Here is a 26,344-nt window from a genome sequence, read left to right as displayed (position 1 = left end):
CTATCTTTAAAACGCGTTTAAAAATAAGCGCGGCATTTATACCATATCACCCCCAAACACTCAAGTCTTCCAGCATCAAATAACATCAAAACAAGGCTTTTAATAAATATTTCTTAGGATCACCCTGCTTAGCCTTTAGCCAGAAGCTAGATATCTGGTAGACTTTGTAAAAAATAACTGTCTGGATATAAACCTAATCAACTATGAGTATTATCTTAAAAACCCCACAACAAGTTGAAAAAATGCGCGTAGCCGGCCGCTTAGCAGCTGACGTGCTTGAAATGTTAACCCCCCTTGTACAGCCTGGCGTTACAACAGAAGAACTTAATCAAAAAGCACATGACTATATGACTCAAGTACAAGGTACCGTTCCGGCCACCCTGGGTTATCATGGCTTTACGAAGTCCATCTGCACCTCCATTAACCAAGTAGTCTGCCATGGCATCCCCAGTGATAAAAAACTAAAAAAAGGTGACATTATTAATATTGATGTCACTGTGATTAAAGATGGGTTCCATGGTGACACCAGCATGATGTTTGAAGTTGGCAAAGTCGCGCCTTTTGCTTCTCGTCTATGTCGGATAGCGCATGAGTGTTTATGGAAAGGCATTCAACAGGTAAAACCAAGCGCTACACTTTATGATGTCGCGCTTGCAATTGAACAACACGCTCATGCCAACGATTGTTCAGTTGTAAAAGAATACTGCGGGCATGGTATTGGTGCGGATTTTCATGAAGAACCTCAGGTCCTACACTACAGCTCTCAAGAACAAAAACAAGTCGTACTAAAGCCTGGTATGACGTTTACCATTGAACCCATGATTAATCTAGGTCGCCCAGAGGTCAAGCTATTAGGTGACGGCTGGACAGTCGTGACTAAAGACCGCACGCTATCAGCTCAATGGGAACATACCTTACTTGTAACCGAAACTGGCTATGAAGTATTCACTTTAAGAACTGGTGAGAAACCTCTTTTATAGCGCTAAAGGTCTACTTAATGCACACCCAATCCGACCTACCCAACTTTATCAACGCACTTAAACAACCTGACATTGCGGCTAAGGTTGGACGCGATATGCTTCAGCGCTTTAGTGCCCATCAGTTCAATCAGTTTGACCAAGGAACGGCGGTTTCTGAATTGATTAAAGAGCGTTCGGTGTTTATTGATCAAATTCTAAAGAAGATTTGGCATCATAGTTTCGATGCTGAAAACTTTGCTTTAGTCGCAGTGGGTGGCTATGGTCGTGGCGAACTTCACCCTCATTCGGATATCGATTTATTAATTCTATGTAAAACCTCTTTCAGCGACTCTGACAAAATCAGTCACTTTATTACCCTGCTATGGGACATGGGATTTGAGGTAGGTCATGCTATTCGAACGGTCGAAGAATGCCATCAAGCCGGCTTAGAAGACATCACCACCGCGACCAATTTATTGGAAGCACGCTGGATTACCGGTAACTATGAACTGTTTGAAGCGCTGCAAACCATTTGGAAGTCTGACAGTTTTTGGCCCAGCCAAGCTTTCTTTGAAGCCAAGCTTAGTGAACAAGAGCAACGCCACAAGCGTTTCCACGACACCGTTTATCAACTTGAGCCCAACATTAAAGAAAGCCCTGGGGGCTTACGTGACATACAAACCATTTTCTGGGTCGCCAAGCGGCACTTTAATGCCACCTCAATTCACCAACTGGTTCAAAAACAATTTATAACACCGGATGAATACCGGGAGTTAGATGCAGCCTATAAGTTCTTAAGCCGAGTACGCTTCATACTGCACCGTCTAAAAAACCGTCGCGAAGACCGCTTGTTATTCGATAACCAACAGCAAGTTGCGGAAACATTTAACTATCAAGACACCAGCGAAAAGCTAGCCGTTGAGCAGTTTATGAATAGTTACTACCGAAACTTGCGAGCTGTGGTCAAACTCAATGAGATTTTGCTACAACATTTTTATGAAGAAATATTCACCCAGCAATCTCAAAAAATCACCAAAATCAACCAACGCTTCCAACTCGTTAACCAATATCTCGACATCCGAACCGAACATGTTTTCCAACAGTTTCCAAGCGCCCTACTTGAGCTTTTCATTATTGTAGAAAATGATCCCAGCATCGCCGGCATCCGTGCTCGTACGATTCGACTTTTACGAGAAAACCTGCATTTAATTGATGAATCGTTTCGTAACGACCCCATTAACAAAGCTTTATTTATTGAAATATTCCGCCAACCCAAGGGCGTAAACGCCTCCTTAAAACGCATGCATAGCTACGGCATTTTAGAAGCCTACATACCCGCCTTCCACAAAATATCTGGCCTCATGCAGTTCAATATTTTTCACGCCTACACTGTAGATGAACATACTATTTTGGTGATTCGGTATTTGAGACGTTTTTTCATCAAAGAATATGCGTTTGAATTCCCTACCGCCCACCAGGTTGCGCGCTCTATTTGCAAACCCGAGATCCTGTTTCTGGCCGGTTTATTCCATGACATTGCAAAAGGTCGCAATGGTGCTCATGAAGTATTGGGGGCTGATGACGCATTGCAATTTTGCAAAGCGCATAACTTATCCGATAACGATACCAAACTGGTCGCTTGGCTAGTTCGGCATCATCTTGAGTTTTCAAGCGTGGCACAGCGTAAGGATTTAAGTGACCCCAATGTAATTTTGGAGTTTTCTCGATTAGTTGGCGACCAAAATCGCTTGAATTACTTGTACCTTCTGACGGTTGCCGATGTTTGCTCCACTTCCGATGATGTGTGGAATGATTGGAAAAACGCACTTTTTTTAGAGCTGTTTAACGAAACCTCCAATGCGCTCGATAAAGCCTTAGAAATCCCAAAAGACAAAACCAAAAAAGCCTTACTTCATCAAGAAAAAGCGCGCGAAATCCTAGCCAAAAATGCGCTTAATGCCAGTGATTACCAAGCCTTATGGAACAGTTTTAAAAAGACTGAGTTTTTTAATCGCCAAACTCCGCTGGAAATCAGTCGCATCACGCAACAGCTGTATCAAACCCCTCTCGAAGAGATGGTTATATCCATTACCGGCAAAACCCATCGTGGTGCGTCTGAACTAATGATTTATATGCCTAACCGAGACTTCTTATTCGCTCAAATCACCCAAACGCTTGATAACTTAAACTTAAACATCGTAGAAGCTAAGGTCTACTCAACTCGCGAAAATATGACTCTAGTTTTAGTCTACTTTTTAGACAGGGATCAAGTCGCGATCGAAGATCCAGAACTGCTCAATCAAATTAAACTAAAACTGGAACACAATCTAGTCGACCACCCGCCTATTAAGCCAATGGTAAACCACACCAAAGAGCGTAGAATCCGTCACTTTAAAACACCCACTCAAGTGCAGTTTCAAGATTTAAGTAAAAAACTCACTGAAATCACAATCGTGACAAAGGACATACCAGGCCTGCTTTCCCGTGTAGGTCAAGCCTTTAGGGATTGTGAAATCCGCATGCACGATGCCAAAATTAATACCGTCGGCGAAAAAGCCGAAGATACATTCCTCATAAGCACCACACACAACGAAGCCATCCCCATTGAACGCCAACAACAGCTCACGCAAATCTTAATGACCTATATTGAATCCTAAAAACAGCCTGGCTCAACCGACTTCAAAAAGCTCAATAGCGTTGTGATCCAAATCTCTTAAAAATACGGCCTTTCGCCCTGACCGACTGGACGTATAAGACATGTTATGCTCATCAAGCATTGCAATAAATTCATCAATACTATCCACTCTTAACGCAAAATGCTGATCTCGTCCACCATGCTCAGGACGAACGGTTTCTTCACAAGGATTTGGCAACTGCATAATATGCAAACTCTGACCAACACCTAAGTCTAACCAATAACCATCAAAACCTAAATTGGGTCGATCTAAGCAACTTAAACCCAATAAATCTTGATAAAACGCTAAACTCGCCTGCGCATCTTTCACCAAAATACTGACATGGTCGAAGCCGACTACTTTTGCCACACTAACTCCTTTTTTCTTTAGGCCATAAATCAAAAATGTTATAATTCGTCAATTGTATTTTAATTAAGTAAACGGAAAACGGAAACTAAAAATATGTCTGCGGATCTACAGCAAATTATTGAAGCGGCGTTTGAACGCCGTGCCGAAATCACGCCAAAAAATGTTGACGCTGAAACCAAGCGTGCCATTCAAGAAAGCTTACATCTATTAGACAGTGGTCAAATGCGTGTGGCTGAACGTCAATCAGTCGGCAAATGGACGGTTAACGAATGGTTAAAAAAGGCCGTACTACTATCTTTCCGTACACAAGATAACATTGTGATGAATTCGTCTGAAACACGTTACTTTGACAAAGTGCCATCTAAGTTTGCTGACTATTCACAGGCCGACTTTGAAGCCGCTGGTGTTCGTGTTGTTCCACCAGCTATGGCACGTCACGGTTCTTATATTGCGCCTAGCACGGTTTTAATGCCGTCTTATGTCAACATCGGTGCCTATGTCGACTCCGGCACGATGGTGGATACCTGGGTAACAGTAGGATCTTGTGCGCAAATTGGTAAAAATGTTCACTTATCGGGTGGTGTTGGTATTGGTGGCGTACTTGAACCATTACAAGCTGCGCCAACTATTATCGAAGACAACTGTTTTATCGGAGCGCGCTCTGAAGTCGTAGAAGGCGTGATTGTTGAAGAAGGTTCCGTTATCTCAATGGGTGTTTATATCGGACAATCAACACGGATTTATGATCGCGAAACTGGCGAAATCCATTATGGTCGTGTACCGGCTGGCTCAGTTGTAGTATCCGGCAACCTTCCATCAAAAGATGGTACCTATAGCCTATACTGCGCAGTCATTGTGAAAAAAGTCGATGCCAAAACACTTGGTAAAGTCGGCATTAACGAATTATTACGCGATATTTAAACACTTCGAAAAGGCGCTTTTTAGCGCCTTTTTTGATTTAACCCAATATCAGGGTTAAACTCAAACTATAAACCCTTTTCTGGAAAACTCTAAACATGATGATTCTGTATGGCATTTCAAATTGCGACACTGTTCGCAAGGCACGAAAATATTTAGAGTCTGCTGGTCACAACTTCCAGCTCCATGACTTTCGCAAAGATGGCTTAACCACCCAATCCATTCAGTCTTGGTTAACCTATACCGACTACTCAAATTTAATTAATAAACGCAGCACTAGCTGGAAACAGCTTTCGGACGACGAAAAATTGGCGATTGAAAATAAAGATTTAGACCTGCTAACACAGTACCCGACCTTAATTAAACGCCCGGTTCTTCAACTTGACCAAACGGTGTTGATCGGCTTCAAACTGGAAGAATATCAAAAATTATGAGCGCCACCATAGATCTAGCCCAAACCCTACTCCGCATTGACTCCGTTACACCTGACGATAAAGGATGTCAAAACTTAATTACCGACTTTCTTAAACCGCTCGGCTTTAACTGCGAACCCATGCCATTCGGTGATGTCAGCAATCTTTGGGCGCGCAAAGGTGAAAGTGGCCCATTGCTCGTATTTGCAGGCCATACAGATGTAGTGCCAACGGGACCACTTGATAAATGGAAACACCCGCCCTTTTCAGCTGAAATTGATCAGGGAATGCTATATGCACGCGGCGCGGCAGACATGAAAAGCAGTATTGCTTGTTTTATGATTGCGACCGAACGGTTTATTAATGACCACCCTCATCACAAAGGCTCAATCGGCTTTTTAATCACCAGTGATGAAGAAGGGCCAGCAATTGACGGTACGATAAAAGTAATCAAAACACTTGAAGATCGTAATGAAAAAATCGACTATTGCCTAGTCGGTGAACCCTCAAGTGATATTAAGCTGGGTGACTCAATTAAAAATGGTCGTCGCGGATCATTAAACGCCAAGTTAACTATTAAAGGCATACAAGGGCATATTGCCTACCCACAGCTAGCGGACAATCCAATACATAAAGCGTTACCCGCTTTAGCCGCATTAACTGGAATTGAATGGGATCAAGGAAATGATTACTTCCCACCTACTTCCCTACAAATATCTAACGTACAGTCAGGCACAGGCGCCACTAACGTAATCCCGGGTGAAATAGAAGTCATGTTCAACTTCCGTTTTTCTACCGAACATACCCCTGAGTCATTAAAACAAGGCGTGGTGGATTGTTTAGCGCCATTTAACCTAGACTACCAGCTTGACTGGAACCTATCAGGATTGCCATTTGTAACGCCTGCAGAAGGTCAACTGATACAAGCGACATCTGATGCGATTCAAAAAATCATGAATTACCGTCCAGACCTATCAACAGGCGGGGGTACTTCGGATGGTCGCTTTATAGCACCGACTGGCGCACAAGTAATTGAGTTTGGACCTTTAAACGACACTATTCACAAGGTCAACGAATGTGTTAGTGTTAAAGATCTAGATTTATTAACAGATATCTACTATCAAATAATGATTAATTTACTCATACCAAAGGCGTAAATATGGAACTCCCTATCTGGCTTGAATATCTACTAATTGGACTTCAAATAGGTGCGGCGGTATTTTTTGTCTGGTTGGTATGGCCGCTGATTAAAGGCGAGCAATGGCGAAAAAAGTTTATTGAAAATAAACAAGCTTTTTCTATTCTGATCGTATTCATACTGATTTTTATATTTGTATACGGTTTAGGCTTTGTTTTTGACGCCTTATTTCCCGTCGAAATTCTCCGCTAATCAGTACCTATTTGTTATTTAATACCTACGCAACTAGTAAGGAATAAAAATGAGTTCAAACGACATCTTAACACTTTCACAGTCGGTCTTAGGCGCTGACTTATCGGAATCAGAATGCAAAGCTCTATTAGATATTAGTAAAAAAAGAAACCTACAAAAAGAAGATATCTTATTCAAGGAAGGCGATTCTGATGAGCAGTTATACGTTGTAGTATCTGGAAAAATTGATGTCATTAAAAACTTAGGTGCTAAAGATGAGACCATTATGGCGACCTTAACGGCCGGTTCTCTCGCTGGCGAATTGAGTTTTATAGATGGAGAGCCTCACTCGATGACATTAAGAAGTCGCAAAGATAGTGAAGTCATTATTTTAAACCGTAGCGATTTTGAAGGCTTGATTACAACCCAGCCGCACGCGGTTTATAATGTGATGCGGGCAATTGTTCGAGCATCCCATAAATTGCAGCGCGATTTAAATACTCGTTTTATGGAAATGAACCGCTTTGTCACTAACCAGTATATGTAATAGCTGATAGGTTATGCCGACTAGTTATATAGTCGGCATAACACATTAAACTAAACCTCTCTTGCCTTTAAACGCTTAACTCTAAGCAACCTCACCACGTAAATCACATAGACCGCAATACTGATTAGCATGATAGGCACAATATAAGTTTGACTCAAATTATAGGCAAACACCAAAATAATAGCGAAAGGGGTGACATAACGCAGACTAAAGTTAAATAAAGCCATCACCCAACCCTGCAAATCAATTTGTTGTGTTTTTAAATCAGCACGCATCGTCCAAGCTACAAATACGCCTATCAATAATCCACCTAGCGGTAACATGATACTGGAGGTTAAAAAATCCACCGAGGCAAAAAAGTTACGGTCACCTAATACTTTAATGTTTTCCCAGTAATTAAAGGATAGTACCGTACCCAGGCCGATCAACCAAGCAATTGCACCCAAGATCCAGGCCGATTTTCGGCGCGAATATCCCCCAATTCTGTTCAAACCAGCTGACAGCCGGTTCGATCAATGAAATTGCCGAACTTAAAGCCGCCATCACAACAAGTAAAAAGAACAAGCTACCAAAAAACCAGCCGCCTACCATCTGACCAAACGCAATGGGCAGGGTTTGGAATAACAACCCAGGCCCAGCTCCTGGCGCCAAGTCATTCGCAAAGACGACCGAAAAAATCACCAGGCCTGCCATAAGCGCAATCAGTGTATCCATTACCACAATCCAAACACTGGCTTTAACAATCGACATATTCTGATTTACATAAGCGCCATAAGCCATCATGGTGCCTAACCCAATACTGAGCGTAAAAAAAGCATGCCCAAGTGCGATTAATACCGCTTCCCAACTAAGCTTAGAGAAATCTGGCGTAAACATAAACGCCACGCTTTGTCCAAAAAAACCGGTAGTGGTCGCATAAGCTAACAACACCAACAATATAATCAATAAGCCTGGCATCATAAAATTGATCGCTTTCTCTAATCCGCTACGGATACCTTTTGAAACAATCACAATCGTAAACAGCGTTACCAAGCTATGCCAAAACAATAATTCCCAAGGACTCGCGACTTTTGCCTCAAACAAGTCTTGCGCTTGCTGGCTAGTTATATCAACAAACACCCCTTGCACACTGGTGACAAAATACGCCACCGCAATACCGGCGATCACCGTGTAAAACGACAAAATCAATAACCCCGCCAACACGCCGTTGAAACCCAAACCCGACCAAACACGTGATGCATCACTTTCATGAGCCACATTAGCCATCGCCTGCACTGGATTTGCTTGGCCGGTGCGCCCCAACGCGATTTCAGATAATAAAATCGGTAACCCGATAATTAAAATACATGCCAAATAAACAAGTACAAACGCCCCGCCACCATTGTCACCCGCAATATAAGGAAACTTCCAAATATTACCCAAACCCACCGCTGAGCCGACGGCGGCCATAATAAACACGGTCTGGGATGACCAAGATTGTGTCGAAAGTTTTAAAAGACTCATGCGTTTTCCTTTATAATTTGGGCCTGCTCGCTCTGTAACGACATCACGTTTTGGCAAAAAAGCTAACCCAATTGAAAAAGTTAGCTCACAATGGGCGTTAAAGACTTCTCTTAAATTTTAAAAATTATAGCAAACTAAGCAAAAACTATGCACATTCAAGCCAATTATCCGATTACTCATCTCAATACATTCAATATTGCAACTAAAACGCGTTATTACGTTGAGGTCAGTAAACAAAGCGATATTCCGGTTCTGCGCTCAGATTTAAAACTGGCTTCCATGCCTTGGACGATCATGGGAGATGGCAGCAATATTTTATTTACGCACGATATTGAAGGTGTCATTGTTCGCTGTAGCTTTAATAAAATAAAAGTCGTGAAAGAGGACCATGAAGGCATTTGGCTATCAGTTGGCGCAGGCATGAACTGGCATCAATTGGTTGAGTACACTGTCAAACAAAATTGGTGGGGTCTCGAAAACCTAGCTTATATTCCTGGAACAGTGGGGGCTGCGCCAGTACAAAACATTGGTGCTTATGGGACAGAAGCCCGCGACACCATCACCCGTATTCAAGCCTTAAACCTATATGATGGTCATCGTATTGAGTTTCGCAATGCCGACTGTGAGTTTGGTTATCGTACCAGTATCTTCAAACGCCAATTCACAAACCGCCTACTTGTTCATAGAGTAACCTTTCGTTTAAGAAAATTACATGCCGGTCAGGCCAACCTTGTATATGAACCGCTAAAGAACTACCTTCAAGCCCAAAACTTAAGTAGTATCACGCCACTAGATGTATTTAATGCAGTAGTCACCTTACGCCAAGAACGTTTGCCAGACCCCAAATTATTCGGAAATGCCGGCAGTTTTTTTGAAAACCCAATTGTCTCCGCTGAATACTTTGAGCAAATACAGCAAGAACATGGCGAAATTCCGAACCATAAAATGCTGGATGGTCAATACAAGATACCCGCTGCTTGGTTAATTGAACAATCCGGTGCGCATAAACTTAACCATGGCCGTGCGGCTGTATCTGATAAGCATGCATTAGTATTAGTTAATTTAGGCGGCGCGACTGGCAAAGAACTTGTTGAACTCTCTCAGATGGTGCAAGACGAAGTCATGCACAAATTCGGCATCCACCTCGAGCCAGAAGTGAATATTCTGTAATATTCGACTAAATTAAAGCGGCCTGTAAAGCCTGCTCACTAAGATGATTAATATTTTTAGCTGTGGCTTGCCAAAGAGGTTCATAATGCAAACGATCAAACGAAATCTGAGCGCGCCCGTGAAGTCGAATTAAACGCGCGTGGGATAACGGGCAGGTACGTTGAACGCCTTGTGCTAACACATCTGGTATTTGATCCAACTCATTGCATACCAAGACCAAATCACAACCCGCTTGTAACGCCAGATTGACGCGTTCAACCACTGACCCATAAACAACCGCCGCATGCATTCCCAGGTCATCGCTAATGATCGCTCCATCAAAATGACACTCTTCACGTAAAATCTTTTGCAGCCAATAATGCGAGAAACCAACAGGCAAATCATCCACATTAGGATAACGTACATGAGCCGGCATAACCGCCTCTAAACCATGAGACATCAAGCTCAAGAAAGGTTGTAGATCTTGTTGTTCTATTTGCGGCCAATGACGCTCATCAATCGCAATTTCCTCATGTGTATCCGCTTTGACATAACCATGACCGGGAAAGTGCTTGGCTACCGAGGCCATCCCCGCTTCACGCATACCTAAACTGACTTGCAGCGCCAACTTTCCAGTAATAACCGGATCAGCCGAAAAAGCACGATCGCCGATCACATGGCTTTCACCATAATCTAAGTCAACAACTGGAGCAAAACTGAAATCTACGCCACAAGCGAGTAACTCAGTCGCTAACAACCAGCCCAGCTCATGCGCTTTTTTTAGTGCTTGTTCAGAAGAACGTTGGTAGAGCTGACCCAAAACCCGCATAGAAGGCAAACGCGTAAATCCTTGACGAAAACGCTGAACCCGTCCGCCTTCATGATCAACGGCAATCAGAAGTTTAGGGTGGCGCAACGCGTGCACCTCATCGCACAAGGATTTTAGTTGCTCGGGAGACTCAAAATTGCGGCTAAATAAAATAACGCCAGCAACCATTGGATTAAGTAACCAATCTCTTTCTTGAGCGGTTAATTGTAAACCGCTAATGCCAATCATCACACTACCTAGCGACATGGCTTTACCTTGAACTTTCAACATAAATAGATTCCTTATACCAGGCCTGGTGCTTATAGGTGCGGCGAATTTTGTTTAACATCCAAGCGATCTCGCCAACGATCACCCAATACATTAATCGCTAATACCACCAGCATAAGAGCCACACCGGGCACTATTACCAAATGCGGTGCCACCAACAAATAACGCGTGCCTTCACGAATCATATTTCCCCAAGACGCATCCGGTGGCTGAACACCTAACCCTAAAAATGATAAGCCCGCCTCTGCAATCACCGCGCCGGCAAAGCCAAACGTAGCTTCAACGCCCAGTGGTGCGATAATCAGCGGCAACAAATGTCGGTATAGAATCACCGGCTGATTGACACCCAATGCACGCGCGGCTTGAATATGTTCTCGATGGCGTAAACTCAAAGTTTGAGCGCGCGCCAAACGCGCATAGCCTACCCAGCCCACGGCTACTAAAGCAAAAATCACATTCTCAATGCCTGGGCCTAATACCGCAGCCAGACCAATCGCAAGCAGCAAGCCTGGAAAAGCCAAAAACACATCAATCACTTTGGTAATAATACGATCGACCCAACCGCCCATAAAACCGCTGTAAATACCAATACTTGTGCCTATCAAGGCTGAAAAAACCACCACACCCAACGCCACAAACAAAGAGGTTTGTGCGCCAAGTAATAAACGCTCAAATAAAGGCCGACCTAACTCGTCATAACCCAACCAACTCTGCCAATCGGGAACCGCCAGCAATTTAGTCAAATCTACTAGGTTCGCAGACTCCCCGACCAAAAAGGCGCCGAAAGCCATTGCAAACCAAGCTATTACGATCAGCAAACTCAACCACTTCATTGAAAATATTCCATTCTATTAGTCATCATTTTGCCAGTCTAATTCTTGGGTCTAACCATGCGTAAACTAATTCTGTCAGGGCGTTAACCGTAATATAGGCCACACTAATAATTAAAATACAGGCTTGAACTACCGGATAGTCACGCCGCTGAATCGAGTCAACCAACAGTTGACCTAAACCAGGCCAATCAAATACTACTTCGGTAATAACCGCGCCACCTAATAAAGTCCCCAGCTGTAACCCCATAATCGTCACCACCGGTAACAATGCGTTACGCAAAGCATGCAGGCCATACACTCTTGTATTGGATAAGCCTTTCGCTCTGGCGGTACGAATATAATCTTCATGGAAAATTTCCAACAATGAAGCGCGTAACATCCGAGCTAGAATGGCGGCCAACGCCGTACCTAAGGTAACAGCCGGTAACACCCAAGCCCAAGGTTGATCCGCGCCACTGACCGGTAACCAAGCTAAGCTGATTGAAAACAATAAAATCAACATCGGGCCCAACCAAAAGTTAGGGATAGACACCCCGACTAAAGCCACCGTCATCGAAGCGTAATCTGGCCATCGCCCAGATTTTAAGGCGGCCCACATCCCTAACGGGAAAGCGATTAACACCGCAATCAGCATGGCCATGACAGCTAAATAGGCCGTCATAGGTAGCCGCTCTAAAACAAGATCCGATACTGGTTGTTGAAAGAATAACGAAGTGCCTAAATCAAACTGCAGCAAGCCCATAAAATAATGAATATACTGCTGCCAAAGCGGTTGATCCAAACCTAATTGATGGCGTAACGCCTGCTCATCGGCTGGGCTTGCCCAGTCGCCCAGCATGACAGAAACGGGATCACCCGGAACCAGATGGATAAGTAAGAAAACCAGACTGCTCACCACCCAAGTGATAAACACGAGAGATAAACCGAGTCGCAACAAATAATTAATCATAAATGAATGTTCACTCGCGTACCCACTGAGACAAGGTCAAACAGTTCAAGCATATCTTGATTTCGCATACGCACACAGCCATGCGACAAAGGCTGGCCCATAGGTTCAGAGTCAGGCGTGCCATGAATATAAATATAACGTTGCATCGTATCAACGTTACCCAAACGATTGCGCCCTTTTTCGCAGCCACTTAACCAAAGAATTCGGGTCAAAATCCAATCGCGGTTCGGGTTTGATTTAACCAGCTCATCAGAATAAATTTCACCAGTTGGCCGGCGCGCGACAAACACGCTATTAACCGGCAGGCCATCGCCAATTTTAGCTCGAATCACATGTTTACCTAGAGGAGTTTGATTGGAGGCTTTCGCTTGACCGGTGCCTTTTAAAGCCGTGCTGATTGGATAGGTTTTTTTGACACGGTGTCCACGCCATACCTTCAGTGTTTGAATTTTAACTGACACCTCAATATGCACGGGGTCTTCAATAATAATTCGCTTCAAGGTCACCACCAGGCCTGGTTATTCGCTATAACCGCTGGTGATCGGGTAACGTCGGTCGCGTCCAAAAGCGCGCAACGAAATTCGTACGCCCGGCGCCGCCTGACGACGTTTGTATTCACTGCGATTGATTAGACCTACCACTCGGTAAACGACTTCCGCTTCCGCGATCTCCGATGCAACGATTTCAGCCGGTGTATTATCTTGTTCAACATAGGCTTTAATAATCGCATCCAACACATCGTAATCTGGCAAGGAATCCTGGTCGACTTGATCTGGTCTCAGCTCAGCCGATGGCGGACGCGTAATCACACGTTTCGGAATGACTTTGTTTAATTGATTCCGATATTCCGCTAAACGATACACCAACGTTTTAGGCACATCTTTAAGCGGTGAAAATCCCCCCACCATATCACCATAAAGCGTACTGTATCCCACCGCCGATTCGCTTTTGTTACTGGTGGCCAACACTAACTTGCCAAGCTTGTTCGACAAAGCCATTAACAAGGTTCCACGAATACGTGCTTGCAAATTTTCTTCAGTAAGATCCACCTCATAACCCTCAAATCGTTCAGCCAAACTCGCTTCAAACCCACTATAAATTGACTCGATCGGCATATTGTCATATTTGACACGCATGGTTTCCGCTTGGGCTTGGGCATCTTCAATACTAATTTGAGCCGTATAGCGAAATGGCATCATGATAGCTTCAACTTGATCCGCGCCTAATGCATCGACCGCTAAGGCCAAGGTTAACGCAGAATCAATTCCACCGGATAAACCCAATAACACACCCTTAAATCCATTTTTGTGTACATAGTCACGAATGCCCAACTTGATCGCTTCATATATACGTGCTTCACCTTGGTAAAGCGGTGCCTGCGAACCGGCTAAAACCTCAACTTTACCTTGGTTTTTTACCAACTGCACGAGGGTTAACGCATTCGTAAACTCCGGCGCTTGTACTTGAACTGAACCTTCTGCCGACATGGCAAACGAACCACCATCAAACACCAGTTCGTCCTGACCACCCACTTGGTTGACGTAAACAACTGGCAGTTTAACTTCATCAATACGACGACGCACCACGGCTAATCGGTCTTGGTATTTTTCAGTGTGGAAGGGAGAAGCATTAATGTTAATAATGACTTCAGCGCCGGCTTGAGCCGTCTGTAAAGCCGGGCCTGGTTTCCAAATATCTTCACAGATGACTAAGCCAAACTGCACGCCTTTAAAACCCACCACACAGGGTTTACTTCCAGCGGCAAAATAACGCTGTTCATCAAATACATTGTAGTTTGGTAAATGCTGTTTCATATAGCTGGCTTGGATCATGCCTTCGCTAATCCAAGCCGCCATATTAAAACGTTCACCCAGCGCATCGATCATAGGATAACCCACCACCATCGCGATATCTTTTACTTGATCACATAGCGAGTTTAGCGCTTCCTGAATTTGTGGATACAAGCCATGCCTTAATAATAAATCTTCAGGCGGGTAACCTAACAAACTCATTTCGGGAAACACGACCAGGTCGGCATTATGGTCTTGTTTAGCCTGATTCGCCGCCCGAACCATGCGTTCCACATTGCCAGAAATATCGCCAACTAATGGATCAATTTGAGCCATGACAATTTGGATCGTGTGCGACATGTTTCCCCCTAGACCTTAAGCCTTGTTTAGTCGTTCAAAAAGTGCCGATCCCATTTCGGTTGGTGTGCGTACCACCGTGACTCCTGCCGTCTCTAAAGCGGCGAACTTGGCTTCTGCTGTGCCTTTGCCACCGCTGACAATCGCCCCAGCATGCCCCATACGCTTTCCAGGTGGAGCCGTCACGCCTGCAATGTAAGCCACCACAGGTTTGGTCACATGCGCCTGAATAAATTCAGCCGCATCTTCCTCAGCTTGACCACCAATTTCGCCTACCATAATAATGCCTTCGGTTTGAGGATCTTGCTCAAACAAACTCAAGCAGTCAATAAAGCTCATACCATGAATTGGATCACCGCCGATGCCCACACAAGTTGACTGGCCTAAACCATTTTGGGTGGTTTGATGCACGGCTTCATAAGTTAAAGTGCCAGAGCGAGAAACCACACCCACTTTGCCCGGCAGGTGAATATGACCCGGCATTATGCCAATTTTGCACTCACCCGGCGTAATCAAGCCAGGGCAATTTGGACCGATTAAATAGCTATCAGACGCCTCCAACACGGCACGAACCTTTAACATATCGTTAACCGGAATACCTTCGGTAATGCAGGTGATCACTTTAATACCAGCGTCAATTGCTTCAATAATGGAATCCGCTGCAAAAGCCGGTGGCACATAAATCATACTGGCTTCTGCACCCGTTTGTTTGACCGCGTCTTTAACGGTGTTAAACACAGGTAAACCTAAATGCGTTTGCCCGCCTTTGCCGGGAGTCACACCACCCACCATTTTAGTGCCATAAGCGATCGCTTGTTCTGAATGGAAGCTCCCTTGTTTACCGGTAAAACCTTGGCAGATAACGCGGGTGTGTTTATTAATTAAAATACTCATGCGCTTTCTCCTGCCACTTCAACCACTTTACGCGCGGCACTCGCCAAGTCATTGGCGCTAATAATACTTAAACCACTTTGCGCTAATTTTTCACGCCCTAACTCTACATTGGTACCTTCTAATCGCACTACCACTGGAATAGATAGCCCAACTTCTTTAACGGCCTGAATAATGCCCTCAGCAATTAAATCACAACGTACGATGCCACCAAAAATATTAACTAAAATAGCTTTGACTTCTGAAGACGACAAAATCAACTTAAAGGCTTCGGAAACACGCTCAGGCGTGGTGCCGCCACCTACATCCAAAAAGTTAGCCGGTTGACCGCCATTGAGTTGAATTAAGTCCATGGTCGCCATGGCCAAGCCGGCGCCATTTACCATACAGCCGATATTGCCATCTAATGCAATATAGTTAAGCTGAAACTGAGAAGCTTGTGCTTCACGTTCATCTTCTTGACTAATATCGCGCCATTCCACCAGGCCTGGTTGTCGGTAAAGCGCATTTGGATCGATATTAACCTTCGCATCTAGCGCGATCAACTGATTATCAGCGGTTAAAACCAACGGATTAATTTCAACCTGGGCAAAATCCTTATCCAGTGCTAACTGATACAAACGCTTTAAAATAGAACCCAGTTGCTTGAAGGCGTCACCGGTTAACCCTAGTGCAAACCCAATTTCTCGCGCTTGATAAGGCATTACACCCAATAAAGGATTCACATCCAAGCAGATAATTTTTTCCGGCTGAGTGTCGGCGACTTCTTCAATGTCCATCCCGCCAGCCGCAGAAACCACAAACCGATGGGCTTTTTCGACTCGATCTACCACCAAGCTCAAATAGAGTTCTTGTTGAATATCGAGCGTTTGCTCAATCAATAATTTGTTAATCGGCAAAGCTTTACCGGCCGTTTGAATCGTTGCTAAGCTTGAACCCAGCAAGGCTTTTGCAGCCTGCTCCGCTTCCGCGACCGTTTTAACCAGTTTAACGCCACCGGCTTTACCACGTGCGCCAGCGTGAATTTGAGCTTTCACCACCCAGCCTTGACTTGGTAGCTGGTTAACCGCATCCAACACCTGTGACAGATCATCAACCACTACACCTTGCGGCACTGCAATTCCAGCTTGTTTAAACAGGAGCTTAGCCTGATACTCATGTAAATTCATTGTGTGTTTCAACTCCAACCAACAATGGCAAAGGCCGGACATGGCCTCAGATTAAAAATTGCTTTTATTGTAAATATTTCAGACAATGCTTGCATCCATGTACCCTATTAAAGGCTCACTTTGTATGCAAGCTGTTCTATTTTTAGCGTTTGTTCTACTCATTTATTTTTTGATTCGATTAATCCTTAACCTCATTATCGAGGCTCGGGAAAAAACCCAAAAACCGTCGAAAACCGAACCCCTCGATAGCCAACTCATGGTGCGCTGCGCCCGTTGTGGTATACATTTACCGCAATCTGAAGCCTACTTTGATGGCACGCACACCTACTGTAGCGAAGGTCATATGAAAGCCGGTCCTAAGCTTAACCCTAACGAAACATCAGAATCGAAACAAGCCGAAACTCAAGAGACCGAATCGTAAACTGCTTCAATCTTCACATCAAAAATAAAGGTTTGGCCGGCTAAAGGATGATTAAAATCCACGGTCACATCATCCTCTTGCATACTTACCACTGTACCTGGCACTTCATCACCAGTGGGCGTATCAAATCCCACTACATCGCCGACTTTTAAGGCCATGTCATCCGGAAACTCTGCGCGTTGCATGGTATAGACATTAGCTGGGTCAGGAAAGCCAAACCCATCTTCAGGTGGCACAAAAAATTTAGCCTGCGTGCCAACCTCTAAACCGATTAACAAACTTTCAAGATTAGCCAGTAAACTGCCCTCACCAATTCTAAAGCGATAAACCTCACCCGGCTCAGTTTGATCAATGGGCGTCTCATCAGCTAAACATAACGTAAAACTAATACCTATTTCACTGTTTTCCTGTACAACCAAAGGCCTTGAACTCATAAACTCTCCTGGTATAACTCGCTAATTGAGCCAATCTATTCATTTGACTCAAACGCATTTATTAGGTTTTGCCAAACAAAGAAAACGGTTCTCGCGGAATATCACCGCAACGAATACGCCACTTTAATTCATAACGGCAATCTTCACCGACAGCACAAGCCGCATGATTTTCAACAAATTCAGCCGACTTATGTGCGTAGCGCAATAAATATTCATAGCCTGTTGGACACAAGGCTTCAGCTTGCTTACGCAACGCTCGGCTTTCAAAATTCTTAGGTGGCTCACTGCGAGTCTGAACCAACTCGTATTCTTCATTCGCTTCAGATAAAGGATTAACGCTTACTTGCGCACAACCCGATAATACAAGTACCAGGCCTGGCACTAACCATAAAACATGTTTTATTTTCATAACATCGCTATTCAATTCAGGTCACGTGAATAGTGCATTTAAGCACCAACAACCGTTAAAACGCCAAGTTTACCACAAGCCCCGTTTAAACGAAGGTCATCCTTAACCAAAAAACCTTGTAATGAACGCAAATATTTATCTTTATCTAAAGTCAGCTCGCGTAAAATAGGCTGATTAATCTTTTTAGGAAAAAGCGAGCTTTTATGATTTTTGATCGTCTTGAAAATGCCCACTTATATAAAGGGCTACACCCAGCTATTGATCAGGCCTTGGATTATATTTCTAGTGGAATGGACTTTAATAAGCTTGAGATTGGTCGCCACCATGTCAGCGACCAACTGGACGCAATTATTGATGAATACGAAACCCAACCCAGTGATGGTTCACTTTACGAAGCCCATCGCCAATATATTGACGTACAAGTTATCTTAGCTGGTGATGAATACATGGGCGTCCAACCACTCGTCAATCAAACACCAGTACAGGCTTATAACGAAGAAAAAGATTTTGCACTTTACCAAGTCGCTGGCCAAATGATTCATGTTAAAAGAGGTATGTTTATCATCTTTTTCCCAACTGATTTACATATGCCGTGCATAGGCACCCCAGCACGCAAAATACGCAAACTAGTGATGAAAGCAAGAGTGGATGCAAAAAGCTAATTCGTTGAAATTCACCGCCAGCCAAAACAGCGCGAAATCATCACTTTATAAAAGCACAAAAAGTTTGCTATGATAACTTGAATATTTTGCGCATTAGGTAAGGAAAAACTATGAAGATTGCGATTCTAGGCACCGGGTTTGCGGCTTTAACCGCTATTAAACAAGTTCGAAAACAGCTTAAAGACGTTACCATTCAAGTATTCTCACCCAACCAAAATTTGATCTATCTGCCCAGTTTAATCTGGGTGCCGTCAAAAATCCGTCAACCCGACGACCTTAAAGTTGACCTGCATAACTTCTTCAACCGACAACGTGTTGAGTTTGTTCAATCTCAAGTTGAATCCATCAAAGACGGTGGACGCACCGTCGTTACCGATAGAGGTGAATTCTCAAATGATGGTTTAATCATTGCCAGCGGTGGGCGTTTTATTAAAAAATTGCCTGGTATTGAACATGCCATCACCCCTTGCGAAGGCATCCCAGCTGTCGAAAAAATCCGTGACCAACTTGAAGCCATGGAATCCGGCACAATCGCAATCGGATTTGGGGGCAACCCTAACGAACCAGCCGCCATGCGTGGTGGCCCCATGTTCGAGTTTTTATTCGGTATCGACACCTTACTTCGCCAGCAAGGACGCCGTGATAAATTCAAAATCATTTTCTTTAATCCGGCTCCAGAACCGGGCAAACGCTTAGGTGCTAAAGTGCCAGCGAAAATGCAAATCATGATGGCTAAAAAGAATATTGAAACTCATTTAGGACATAAAATGGTCGGATTTGAAGCCAACAAAGTCCAAACCGAAGGTGGTGAGTTTCAGGCCGACTTAATATTATTCATGCCCGGCATGACTGGCCCAGCTTGGTTAGAAAACACCGATTTACCTAAGTCGGCTGGCGACATGATTGTTGCCGATGAATTTGCCCAAGTCAAAGGCTTTGACAAAACCTATGTCGCTGGGGATGCAGGTAGTTTCGAGGGGCCAGATTGGCAACCTAAGCAAGCTCATGCGGCTGACATACAAGCCAAAGTCGCGGCACACAATCTGGTCGCCGACATTAAGCAAACGGGGAAAAAGCAAAAAATTAAACATGAGTTAGTCTGTATTGTGGACACACTTACTCACGGCCTGTTAATTCGTCGCACCGAAAAGGGCACTTTGATGCTGCCGCCCTGCCGTTTAATGCATTATGCTAAACGCTTTTTTGAATGGTGGTATTTGCGCAGCTACCGTTAATAACGCATTAACTCAAGCAATCTAAAATTCAAACTCAAGTAAATTTTAGATAAAAAAAAGCCCGCTATTAATCAATAATAGCGGGCTTTTTTTATCAACCACCAGGCCTGGTGGTTGTATTATCAGCCAACGGCCACGCCAATTTCGGATAAGTTTTTAGGCGACTTAATCTCATAATCCGCCATTTCATCAAATTGCAAATAACGATACACATCATCCGCCATGGTATTTAATCGACTCACCGCCGCCAAATATTCTTCTGGTGTTGGGATTTGTCCGGTCGCGGCAATCACCGCCGCCAACTCAGCCGAACCTAAATACACATTCGCGCCATTACCTAAACGGTTGGGGAAGTTACGTGTTGAGGTTGAGAATACCGTCGAACCGTCCGCTACACGCGCCTGGTTACCCATGCACAACGAACAACCCGGCATTTCAGTTCGTGCACCAGCTCGACCAAAAGTACTGTAGTAGCCCTCTTCGATTAATTGACGCTCATCCATTTTAGTCGGAGGCGCGATCCATAAACGTGTTGGCACCACGCCATTTAACGTTTCTAACACCTTACCAGCGGCGCGGTAATGACCAATATTGGTCATACATGAGCCAATAAATACTTCGTCAATTTTCTCACCCGCAACTTCAGACAACAGCTTGACATCATCTGGATCGTTTGGACAAGCAACGATAGGTTCTTTAATCTGATTAAGGTCAATCTCGATGACTTCGGCATACTGAGCATCGGCATCCGCTTCTAACAAGACAGGGGTATCAATCCACTTTTGCATTTCATCACGACGACGCAACAAGGTACGCGCGTCTTCATATCCATTTTCCACCATCCATTCAATCAAACGGATATTGGACTTCAAGAATTCAATAATCGATGCTTCACCTAACTTAACCACACAACCATTCGCCGAACGTTCCGCCGATGCATCGGACAACTCAAACGCCTGCTCTACTTTTAAATCCGGTAAGCCTTCAATTTCTAACACGCGACCATTAAAGACATTCTTTTTGCCTTTCTTTTCAACCGTCAACAAACCTTGCTGAATCGCTTGATACGGAATCGCATTTACCAAGTCACGTAAGGTCACGCCAGGCTGCATTTGACCTTTAAAACGCACTAACACCGACTCCGGCATATTCAACGGCATAACACCCAAGGTTGCGCCAAACGCCACTAGGCCTGAACCCGCCGGGAATGAAATCCCGATAGGGAAACGTGTATGTGAATCACCACCCGTTCCTACTGTATCCGGCAATAGCATGCGATTTAACCAAGAATGGATTACGCCATCACCCGGACGCAAAGATACGCCGCCACGACTGGTAATAAATTCAGGCAAACTGTGTTGCAATTTAATATCGACCGGCTTGGGATAAGCCGCCGTATGGCAGAAAGACTGAAGTACAAAGTCGGCGCTAAAACCTAAGCAAGCCAACTCTTTCATTTCATCTCGTGTCATCGCACCAGTCGTATCTTGAGACCCCACGGTTGCCATATGCGGTTCACAATATACCCCCGGGCGCACGCCATCGACACCACAAGCTTGACCGACCATTTTTTGAGCCAGTGTGAAACCATGGGTTTGTTTATCTTCATCCATTGGGCGAATGAAGTGCTCACTGGGTGCCAGTTCTAGCGCACGGCGCGTTTTATCGGTTAAGTCACGTCCAATAATTAAAGGGACTCGACCGCCCGCTCGTACTTCGTCGGGCATGGTAATTGGGTCTAATTTAAATTGAGTTAAAACATCCCCTGCTTCATTGGTGATTTTGCCTTCATACGGATAAATATGAATCACATCGCCCATATTCATGGCAGATACATCACACTCAATCGGTAACGAGCCTGAGTCTTCCGCTGTGTTAAAGAAAATTGGCGCAATTTTGCCACCCAATACCACACCACCTTGGCGTTTATTAGGTACATAAGGAATATCATTGCCAAAAAACCACATGACTGAATTCATGGCCGATTTACGCGACGAGCCCGTACCAACCACATCACCAACATAAGCCACTGGATGACCCTTGGCTTTTAAAGTCTCAATTGTTTGAGGCACATCTTGCATTTTTGAGGCCAACATTTCTTTGGCGTGCAAAGGAATATCCGGACGAGACCAAGCGGCTGTAGCAGGAGACAAATCATCTGTATTCGTCTCACCATCCACTTTAAATACCGTCACGGTAATTTTCTCAGGCATCTTCTGCTTGTCGGTAAACCACTTCGCGTCTGCCCAAGCGTCAATGACCTGCTTAGCATACTGGCTAGTATTGGCTTTTTCCAATACATCATGGTACGCATCATAAACTAGCATAGTTTTAGACAAGGCTTTCATCGCGGCTTCCGCCACCCCTGTATTTTGGCTATCCAACAACTCAATTAGCGGTTGAACATTGTAACCACCCAGCATCGTGCCCAACAAAAAAGCGGCTTTTGTCGCCGGAATAGCTGAAACGTTGACTTTCTCGGAAGCCACATCGGCCAAAAAACTAGCCTTAACATAAGCCGCTTCATCCACCCCAGGTGGCACACGATGCGTTAAAAGCTCGACCAAAGCTTCAACCTCTTCAGACTGCGGGTTTTTTAACAGCTCAATCAAATCAGCTGTTTGTTTCGCATCCAGTGGTAATGGTGGAATGCCCTGTTCAGCGCGCTCCGCTTCGTGTTGTCGATAAGCTTTTAACATAAAATCATGCTCCCTAATTTAGTTCGTCTAATTGCGATATAATATCACGTTTGATTATTTAAGGCTCGCAGCATCTACAAAGCTTATGTGCAATAAGCTCAATTTGACTGGCCCAGAATTCGTTTTAAGGAAATTATTATGTCTGACTCTCTCATGCTTTCTGAACTCACTGCTATCTCACCTGTTGACGGTCGCTATGGCGCACGTCTTAACGACTTAAAAGCCATTTTTAGCGAATTTGGGTTAATTAAAAACCGCGTAAGAGTTGAAGTTGCCTGGTTACAAATGCTATCCAATCACCCTGGCATTCCTGAGGTGCCAAAATTCAGCGAACAAGCTACCCAACATTTGCTTAAATTGGTTAACGAGTTCAGTTTAGACATGGCGCAACGTGTTAAAGAAATAGAACGCACCACCAACCACGACGTAAAAGCGGTTGAGTATTTAATCAAAGAACACATGCAATCAGTAGCGGAACTCGATGCCATTAACGAGTTTGTGCATTTTGCCTGCACCTCTGAAGATATTAACAACCTAGCCTATGCCCTAATGCTTAAAGATGCGCGTGAGCAAACCCTGGTTCCGCAAATGCAAAAACTGGTCGACCAAATGGCTGAAAAAGCCATTGAGATGGCCGCCATCCCGATGATGTCACGCACTCACGGCCAGCCCGCCTCGCCCACCACGGTTGGTAAAGAATTTGCGAATGTGGCTTACCGCCTACAGCGCCAGATTAAACAATTAATGAATGTCCAAATCATGGGCAAAATCAATGGCGCCACTGGCAACTATAACGCGCACTTGGCCGCCTACCCAGACTTAAACTGGTATGAGCTTAGTGAGCAGTTTGTTCAATCACTTGGACTGGCCTGGAACCCTTACACCATTCAAATTGAGCCGCATGATTATATTGCTGAATATTTCCATGCTGTATCACGCTTCAACACGGCACTAATCGATTTTGATCGTGACATTTGGGGTTATATTTCACTTGGTTTCTTCAAACAAAAAACCGTAGCCGGTGAAATTGGTTCCTCTACCATGCCACATAAAGTTAACCCGATTGATTTTGAGAACTCTGAAGGCAACTTAGGCATGGCCAATGCGATCTTTGACCACTTGGCACAAAAGCTACCGATTTCTCGTTGGCAACGCGACCTAACCGACTCAACCGTACTGCGTAATTTAGGTGTAGGCGTCGCACACACTCAAATTGCACTGCAAGCCAGTATGAAAGGTCTAGGCAAATTGGAAGTCAATGAAGCAAAACTTGCTCAAGACTTAGATGACAATTGGGAAGTACTAGCGGAAGCGATTCAAACGGTGATGCGTCGTTATAGCATTGAGCAGCCTTATGAGAAACTCAAAGAACTCACTCGTGGACGCCGCGTTAACTCACAAATTATGCAAGAGTTTGTGGATCGTTTGGAGTTACCAGCGGAGGCTAAAAAGGCTCTAAGAGAAATGACGCCAGCCAGCTATATCGGCAATGCACAACGTCAAGCTGAAACAATTCAATTGGCACTCACGATCGTTAAGGGTCGCTAAATAACAAGCGAACAAAATAAGTCTTCGGCACCAGGCCTGGTGCCGAACCCTCTCCAGCCCAAATAACGAACCAACCGTCTCTATATAGAAGGAATTATATGATTCATTTCAACAGCGTGGATCAAGCCACTTTTTTGCGCGATTATTGGCAGAAAAAACCACTGCTCATTCGCCAAGCCTTACCCAACTTCATCAGCCCTTTAACGCCGGAAGAACTGGCTGGCTTATCGCTGGAAGAAGAAATCGAAAGCCGCTTGGTTATTCAAAAATCGGATACCGACTATGAATTAAAAAATGGTGCTTTTAACGAACAAGATTATCAAAACCTGCCCGAAAAAAACTGGACCCTGCTTGTACAAGGCGTGGATCGATTAATTCCGGAAGTACATGACATTCTGAACGAGTTTGACTTCATCCCACGTTGGCGCATTGACGACATCATGATTAGCTACGCCACCGAAGGTGGAAACGTCGGTCCGCATTTTGACCATTATGATGTATTTTTACTTCAGGCGGCCGGTCAACGCAAATGGATGCTCACCTCACAAAACTGCACCGAAGATAACTATTTAGAAGACGTCTGTTTACGCCTAATGAAATCGTTTCCGATCGAAGAAGAATGGACGCTTGAAGCCGGTGATGTTCTGTATTTACCACCGAAATGGGGACATCATGGCGTCGCTCTAGACGATGAATGTATGACTTACTCGATTGGTTATCGCAGTTATAAAGGTCAAGAACTTTGGGATAGTTTTGGTGATTATTTATCTGAACATAATCAATTCAATCAACTCTACCAAGACCCTAACTGGATAGACGCAAAACCAGCCGAAATCCCTAACCAGGCCTGGTCGCAAGCCAAACAGTCTCTAACAAGCATCTTAAACAACGATCAAGCACTACAGCACTGGTTTGGACGTTTTGCTACTCAACTAGACCAACAAGCGCATCAAGCCTTGCCAGAACCGTTAAGCCCTGAAGAAACCGCCAGTCTTGAAGATTTCAAAGAAGCACTTTCAAGCACCAAAGGGTTTCAGAAAGATCCTGTTTGTCGTTTTGCCTATCAAAAACTTAACGATCAAGCGCAATTAACGCTCTATATCAATGGTTTTGAATGGCCAACAAATGGCCTTCAAGATGCCATTATTATGCAACTGGCAAACCAAGACTTCATCGACAAGACCACACTTGATCGCTGGTCTAAGCAACCCCAAGTTGTCCGAAGCTTATATGAGCTTTGGCAAAGACAATTCTTTACTCTAGTAGACGATGACCCAGTGGCTATTGAAGTCGACGAATTCGATTAATTAAAGTCAGCCTTGCAAATGACACGGCATTTGCAAGGCCAATTATTGAACTAGCTGAAAAGACATAGATAGATAGCACAAATAACGCAGACATAAAAAAGCCTCTAGAATCAAACAGACTCTAGAGGCTTTTTAGTATTGGCGGAGCGGACGGGGCTCGAACCCGCGACCCCCGGCGTGACAGGCCGGTATTCTAACCAACTGAACTACCGCTCCAATGTGGTGGGTGCTGAGGGGATCGAACCCCCGACCCTCGCCTTGTAAGGGCGATGCTCTCCCAGCTGAGCTAAGCACCCATGTAACGGATTACACTTATTTTGTCACTGTTTGCAAGGTGTCAAGCTTGCAATAAAAAAGCTAGCAATGCTAGCTTTCAAATCTGGCGGAGCGGACGGGGCTCGAACCCGCGACCCCCGGCGTGACAGGCCGGTATTCTAACCAACTGAACTACCGCTCCAGAATTTGGTGGGTGCTGAGGGGATCGAACCCCCGACCCTCGCCTTGTAAGGGCGATGCTCTCCCAGCTGAGCTAAGCACCCAATTCTGCATTCTGACTGGCTTAGAGCCGTGTGTCGTTGTGCTTAATTGATGCGCGTATTATAAAGAGCTGGGGAGCGATGTCAACAGAATTTACGACAAATT

26 protein-coding genes and 4 tRNA genes are annotated in these 26,344 nt (G+C 44.5%); 13 read left to right on the top strand and 17 right to left on the bottom strand.

Translation table 11 applies throughout. The annotated features are described in order from the left end of the window. Positions 1–203: 203 nt before the first annotated feature. A complete protein-coding gene (gene map, locus N746_RS0105200) occupies positions 204–980 on the top strand; it encodes a type I methionyl aminopeptidase (RefSeq protein WP_029934536.1) in 777 nt (258 codons plus the stop codon). A 17-nt stretch (positions 981–997) separates the two neighbouring features. Beyond that, positions 998–3,616: a [protein-PII] uridylyltransferase gene (gene glnD / locus N746_RS0105195; protein ID WP_029934534.1), complete on the top strand. Its 2,619-nt coding sequence runs from the start codon at positions 998–1,000 to the stop codon at positions 3,614–3,616. A gap of 12 nt (positions 3,617–3,628) precedes the next feature. On the opposite strand, the gene N746_RS0105190 is transcribed toward glnD, so the two are convergent. Next, positions 3,629–4,003, bottom strand: coding sequence for a VOC family protein (locus tag N746_RS0105190; RefSeq protein WP_029934532.1), 375 nt, complete (start codon positions 4,001–4,003; stop codon positions 3,629–3,631). 93 nt (positions 4,004–4,096) lie between these two features. Here N746_RS0105190 and dapD point away from each other — a divergent pair, with 93 nt between their 5' ends. The 5 genes from dapD (at position 4,097) to N746_RS0105165 (ending at position 7,250) form a co-directional block, all read left to right on the top strand. Next, positions 4,097–4,924 carry a 2,3,4,5-tetrahydropyridine-2,6-dicarboxylate N-succinyltransferase gene (dapD, locus tag N746_RS0105185; protein WP_029934530.1) on the top strand — a complete coding sequence of 276 codons (828 nt, stop codon included), beginning with the start codon at positions 4,097–4,099 and terminating at the stop codon, positions 4,922–4,924. Between the two features lie 95 nt (positions 4,925–5,019). Continuing rightward, entirely contained in the window at positions 5,020–5,355 is a 336-nt protein-coding gene (locus N746_RS0105180) for a Spx/MgsR family RNA polymerase-binding regulatory protein (protein ID WP_245603339.1), read from the top strand. Beyond that, entirely contained in the window at positions 5,352–6,491 is a 1,140-nt protein-coding gene (dapE, locus tag N746_RS0105175; RefSeq protein ID WP_029934527.1) for a succinyl-diaminopimelate desuccinylase, read from the top strand. Before N746_RS0105180 ends, dapE begins: the two co-directional genes overlap by 4 nt. Positions 6,492–6,493: 2 nt before the next feature. Then, positions 6,494–6,724, top strand: a complete 231-nt coding sequence (locus tag N746_RS0105170) for a hypothetical protein (protein WP_029934525.1) — start codon at positions 6,494–6,496, stop codon at positions 6,722–6,724. 49 nt (positions 6,725–6,773) lie between these two features. Further along, positions 6,774–7,250, top strand: coding sequence for a cyclic nucleotide-binding domain-containing protein (locus tag N746_RS0105165; protein ID WP_029934523.1), 477 nt, complete (start codon positions 6,774–6,776; stop codon positions 7,248–7,250). Positions 7,251–7,300: 50 nt separating this feature from the next. Here the strand turns inward: N746_RS0105165 and N746_RS10965 are convergent, their stop codons facing one another. Next, on the bottom strand, positions 7,301–7,696 hold the full coding sequence (locus N746_RS10965; RefSeq protein WP_342662261.1) for an SLC5/6 family protein: 396 nt from the start codon (positions 7,694–7,696) through the stop codon (positions 7,301–7,303). Continuing rightward, the gene (locus N746_RS10415) at positions 7,647–8,753 is read right to left on the bottom strand and encodes a sodium-dependent transporter (RefSeq protein WP_342662260.1); all 1,107 of its coding nucleotides are present in this window, start codon (positions 8,751–8,753) and stop codon (positions 7,647–7,649) included. Before N746_RS10415 ends, N746_RS10965 begins: the two co-directional genes overlap by 50 nt. Positions 8,754–8,900: 147 nt before the next feature. On the opposite strand from N746_RS10415, the gene murB reads away from it, so the two are divergent. After that, complete coding sequence (murB, locus tag N746_RS0105155; protein ID WP_029934521.1) at positions 8,901–9,923, top strand: UDP-N-acetylmuramate dehydrogenase; 1,023 nt, start codon at positions 8,901–8,903, stop codon at positions 9,921–9,923. 7 nt (positions 9,924–9,930) lie between these two features. Here the strand turns inward: murB and nagZ are convergent, their stop codons facing one another. Genes nagZ through sucC form a run of 7 tightly spaced genes read right to left on the bottom strand, consistent with a single transcriptional unit; the run spans position 9,931 to position 16,987 of the window. After that, complete coding sequence (gene nagZ / locus N746_RS0105150; RefSeq protein ID WP_051678525.1) at positions 9,931–11,001, bottom strand: beta-N-acetylhexosaminidase; 1,071 nt, start codon at positions 10,999–11,001, stop codon at positions 9,931–9,933. 29 nt (positions 11,002–11,030) lie between these two features. Next, positions 11,031–11,831, bottom strand: coding sequence for an ABC transporter permease (locus N746_RS0105145; protein WP_029934516.1), 801 nt, complete (start codon positions 11,829–11,831; stop codon positions 11,031–11,033). 25 nt (positions 11,832–11,856) lie between these two features. After that, a complete protein-coding gene (nikB, locus tag N746_RS0105140) occupies positions 11,857–12,780 on the bottom strand; it encodes a nickel ABC transporter permease (RefSeq protein WP_029934514.1) in 924 nt (307 codons plus the stop codon). Beyond that, positions 12,777–13,280, bottom strand: coding sequence for a L,D-transpeptidase (locus N746_RS0105135; protein ID WP_281169726.1), 504 nt, complete (start codon positions 13,278–13,280; stop codon positions 12,777–12,779). Before N746_RS0105135 ends, nikB begins: the two co-directional genes overlap by 4 nt. An 18-nt stretch (positions 13,281–13,298) precedes the next feature. Beyond that, entirely contained in the window at positions 13,299–14,930 is a 1,632-nt protein-coding gene (locus N746_RS0105130; RefSeq protein ID WP_029934510.1) for an NAD+ synthase, read from the bottom strand. Positions 14,931–14,945: 15 nt separating this feature from the next. Continuing rightward, positions 14,946–15,821: a succinate--CoA ligase subunit alpha gene (sucD, locus tag N746_RS0105125; protein WP_029934508.1), complete on the bottom strand. Its 876-nt coding sequence runs from the start codon at positions 15,819–15,821 to the stop codon at positions 14,946–14,948. Continuing rightward, on the bottom strand, positions 15,818–16,987 hold the full coding sequence (gene sucC, locus N746_RS0105120) for an ADP-forming succinate--CoA ligase subunit beta (protein WP_029934506.1): 1,170 nt from the start codon (positions 16,985–16,987) through the stop codon (positions 15,818–15,820). The genes sucD and sucC overlap by 4 nt, the downstream gene beginning before the upstream one ends. A gap of 124 nt (positions 16,988–17,111) precedes the next feature. Between sucC and N746_RS0105115 the strand changes: the two genes are divergently transcribed. After that, positions 17,112–17,408 carry a PP0621 family protein gene (locus tag N746_RS0105115; RefSeq protein WP_051678524.1) on the top strand — a complete coding sequence of 99 codons (297 nt, stop codon included), beginning with the start codon at positions 17,112–17,114 and terminating at the stop codon, positions 17,406–17,408. Here the strand turns inward: N746_RS0105115 and N746_RS0105110 are convergent. Together N746_RS0105110 and N746_RS0105105 are read right to left on the bottom strand one after the other, a co-directional pair. Then, positions 17,390–17,842 carry an FKBP-type peptidyl-prolyl cis-trans isomerase gene (locus tag N746_RS0105110; protein WP_029934502.1) on the bottom strand — a complete coding sequence of 151 codons (453 nt, stop codon included), beginning with the start codon at positions 17,840–17,842 and terminating at the stop codon, positions 17,390–17,392. The two genes, N746_RS0105115 and N746_RS0105110, sit on opposite strands and share 19 nt — an antisense overlap. Positions 17,843–17,903: 61 nt before the next feature. After that, positions 17,904–18,251 (bottom strand): hypothetical protein, encoded by a 348-nt coding sequence (locus N746_RS0105105; protein ID WP_051678523.1) that lies wholly within the window; start codon positions 18,249–18,251, stop codon positions 17,904–17,906. A 203-nt stretch (positions 18,252–18,454) separates the two neighbouring features. Here N746_RS0105105 and N746_RS0105095 point away from each other — a divergent pair, with 203 nt between their 5' ends. Next, positions 18,455–18,913 carry a NanQ anomerase/TabA/YiaL family protein gene (locus N746_RS0105095; protein WP_029934498.1) on the top strand — a complete coding sequence of 153 codons (459 nt, stop codon included), beginning with the start codon at positions 18,455–18,457 and terminating at the stop codon, positions 18,911–18,913. Positions 18,914–19,023: 110 nt separating this feature from the next. Further along, positions 19,024–20,148, top strand: a complete 1,125-nt coding sequence (locus N746_RS0105090) for an NAD(P)/FAD-dependent oxidoreductase (protein ID WP_029934496.1) — start codon at positions 19,024–19,026, stop codon at positions 20,146–20,148. Positions 20,149–20,270: 122 nt separating this feature from the next. Here N746_RS0105090 and acnB read toward each other — a convergent pair whose 3' ends face one another. After that, the gene (acnB, locus tag N746_RS0105085; protein ID WP_029934495.1) at positions 20,271–22,847 is read right to left on the bottom strand and encodes a bifunctional aconitate hydratase 2/2-methylisocitrate dehydratase; all 2,577 of its coding nucleotides are present in this window, start codon (positions 22,845–22,847) and stop codon (positions 20,271–20,273) included. Between the two features lie 138 nt (positions 22,848–22,985). On the opposite strand from acnB, the gene purB reads away from it, so the two are divergent. Both purB and N746_RS0105075 read left to right on the top strand, forming a co-directional pair. Continuing rightward, the gene (gene purB, locus N746_RS0105080; RefSeq protein WP_029934493.1) at positions 22,986–24,395 is read left to right on the top strand and encodes an adenylosuccinate lyase; all 1,410 of its coding nucleotides are present in this window, start codon (positions 22,986–22,988) and stop codon (positions 24,393–24,395) included. A gap of 98 nt (positions 24,396–24,493) precedes the next feature. Next, positions 24,494–25,702, top strand: a complete 1,209-nt coding sequence (locus tag N746_RS0105075; RefSeq protein WP_029934491.1) for a cupin domain-containing protein — start codon at positions 24,494–24,496, stop codon at positions 25,700–25,702. Positions 25,703–25,841: 139 nt separating this feature from the next. On the opposite strand, the gene N746_RS0105070 is transcribed toward N746_RS0105075, so the two are convergent. The 4 genes from N746_RS0105070 to N746_RS0105055 form a co-directional block, all read right to left on the bottom strand. Next, positions 25,842–25,918: transfer RNA gene (locus N746_RS0105070), tRNA-Asp, on the bottom strand. A gap of 4 nt (positions 25,919–25,922) precedes the next feature. After that, positions 25,923–25,998: transfer RNA gene (locus tag N746_RS0105065), tRNA-Val, on the bottom strand. Positions 25,999–26,082: 84 nt separating this feature from the next. Then, positions 26,083–26,159: transfer RNA gene (locus N746_RS0105060), tRNA-Asp, on the bottom strand. A gap of 6 nt (positions 26,160–26,165) precedes the next feature. Further along, a tRNA-Val gene (locus tag N746_RS0105055) sits at positions 26,166–26,241 on the bottom strand. Between the last annotated feature and the right edge of the window lie 103 nt (positions 26,242–26,344).

Source organism: Thiomicrospira pelophila DSM 1534 (assembly GCF_000711195.1).
Taxonomy (GTDB): Bacteria; Pseudomonadota; Gammaproteobacteria; order Thiomicrospirales; family Thiomicrospiraceae; genus Thiomicrospira; species Thiomicrospira pelophila.
This window is presented reverse-complemented; position numbering and strand designations above follow the sequence as displayed.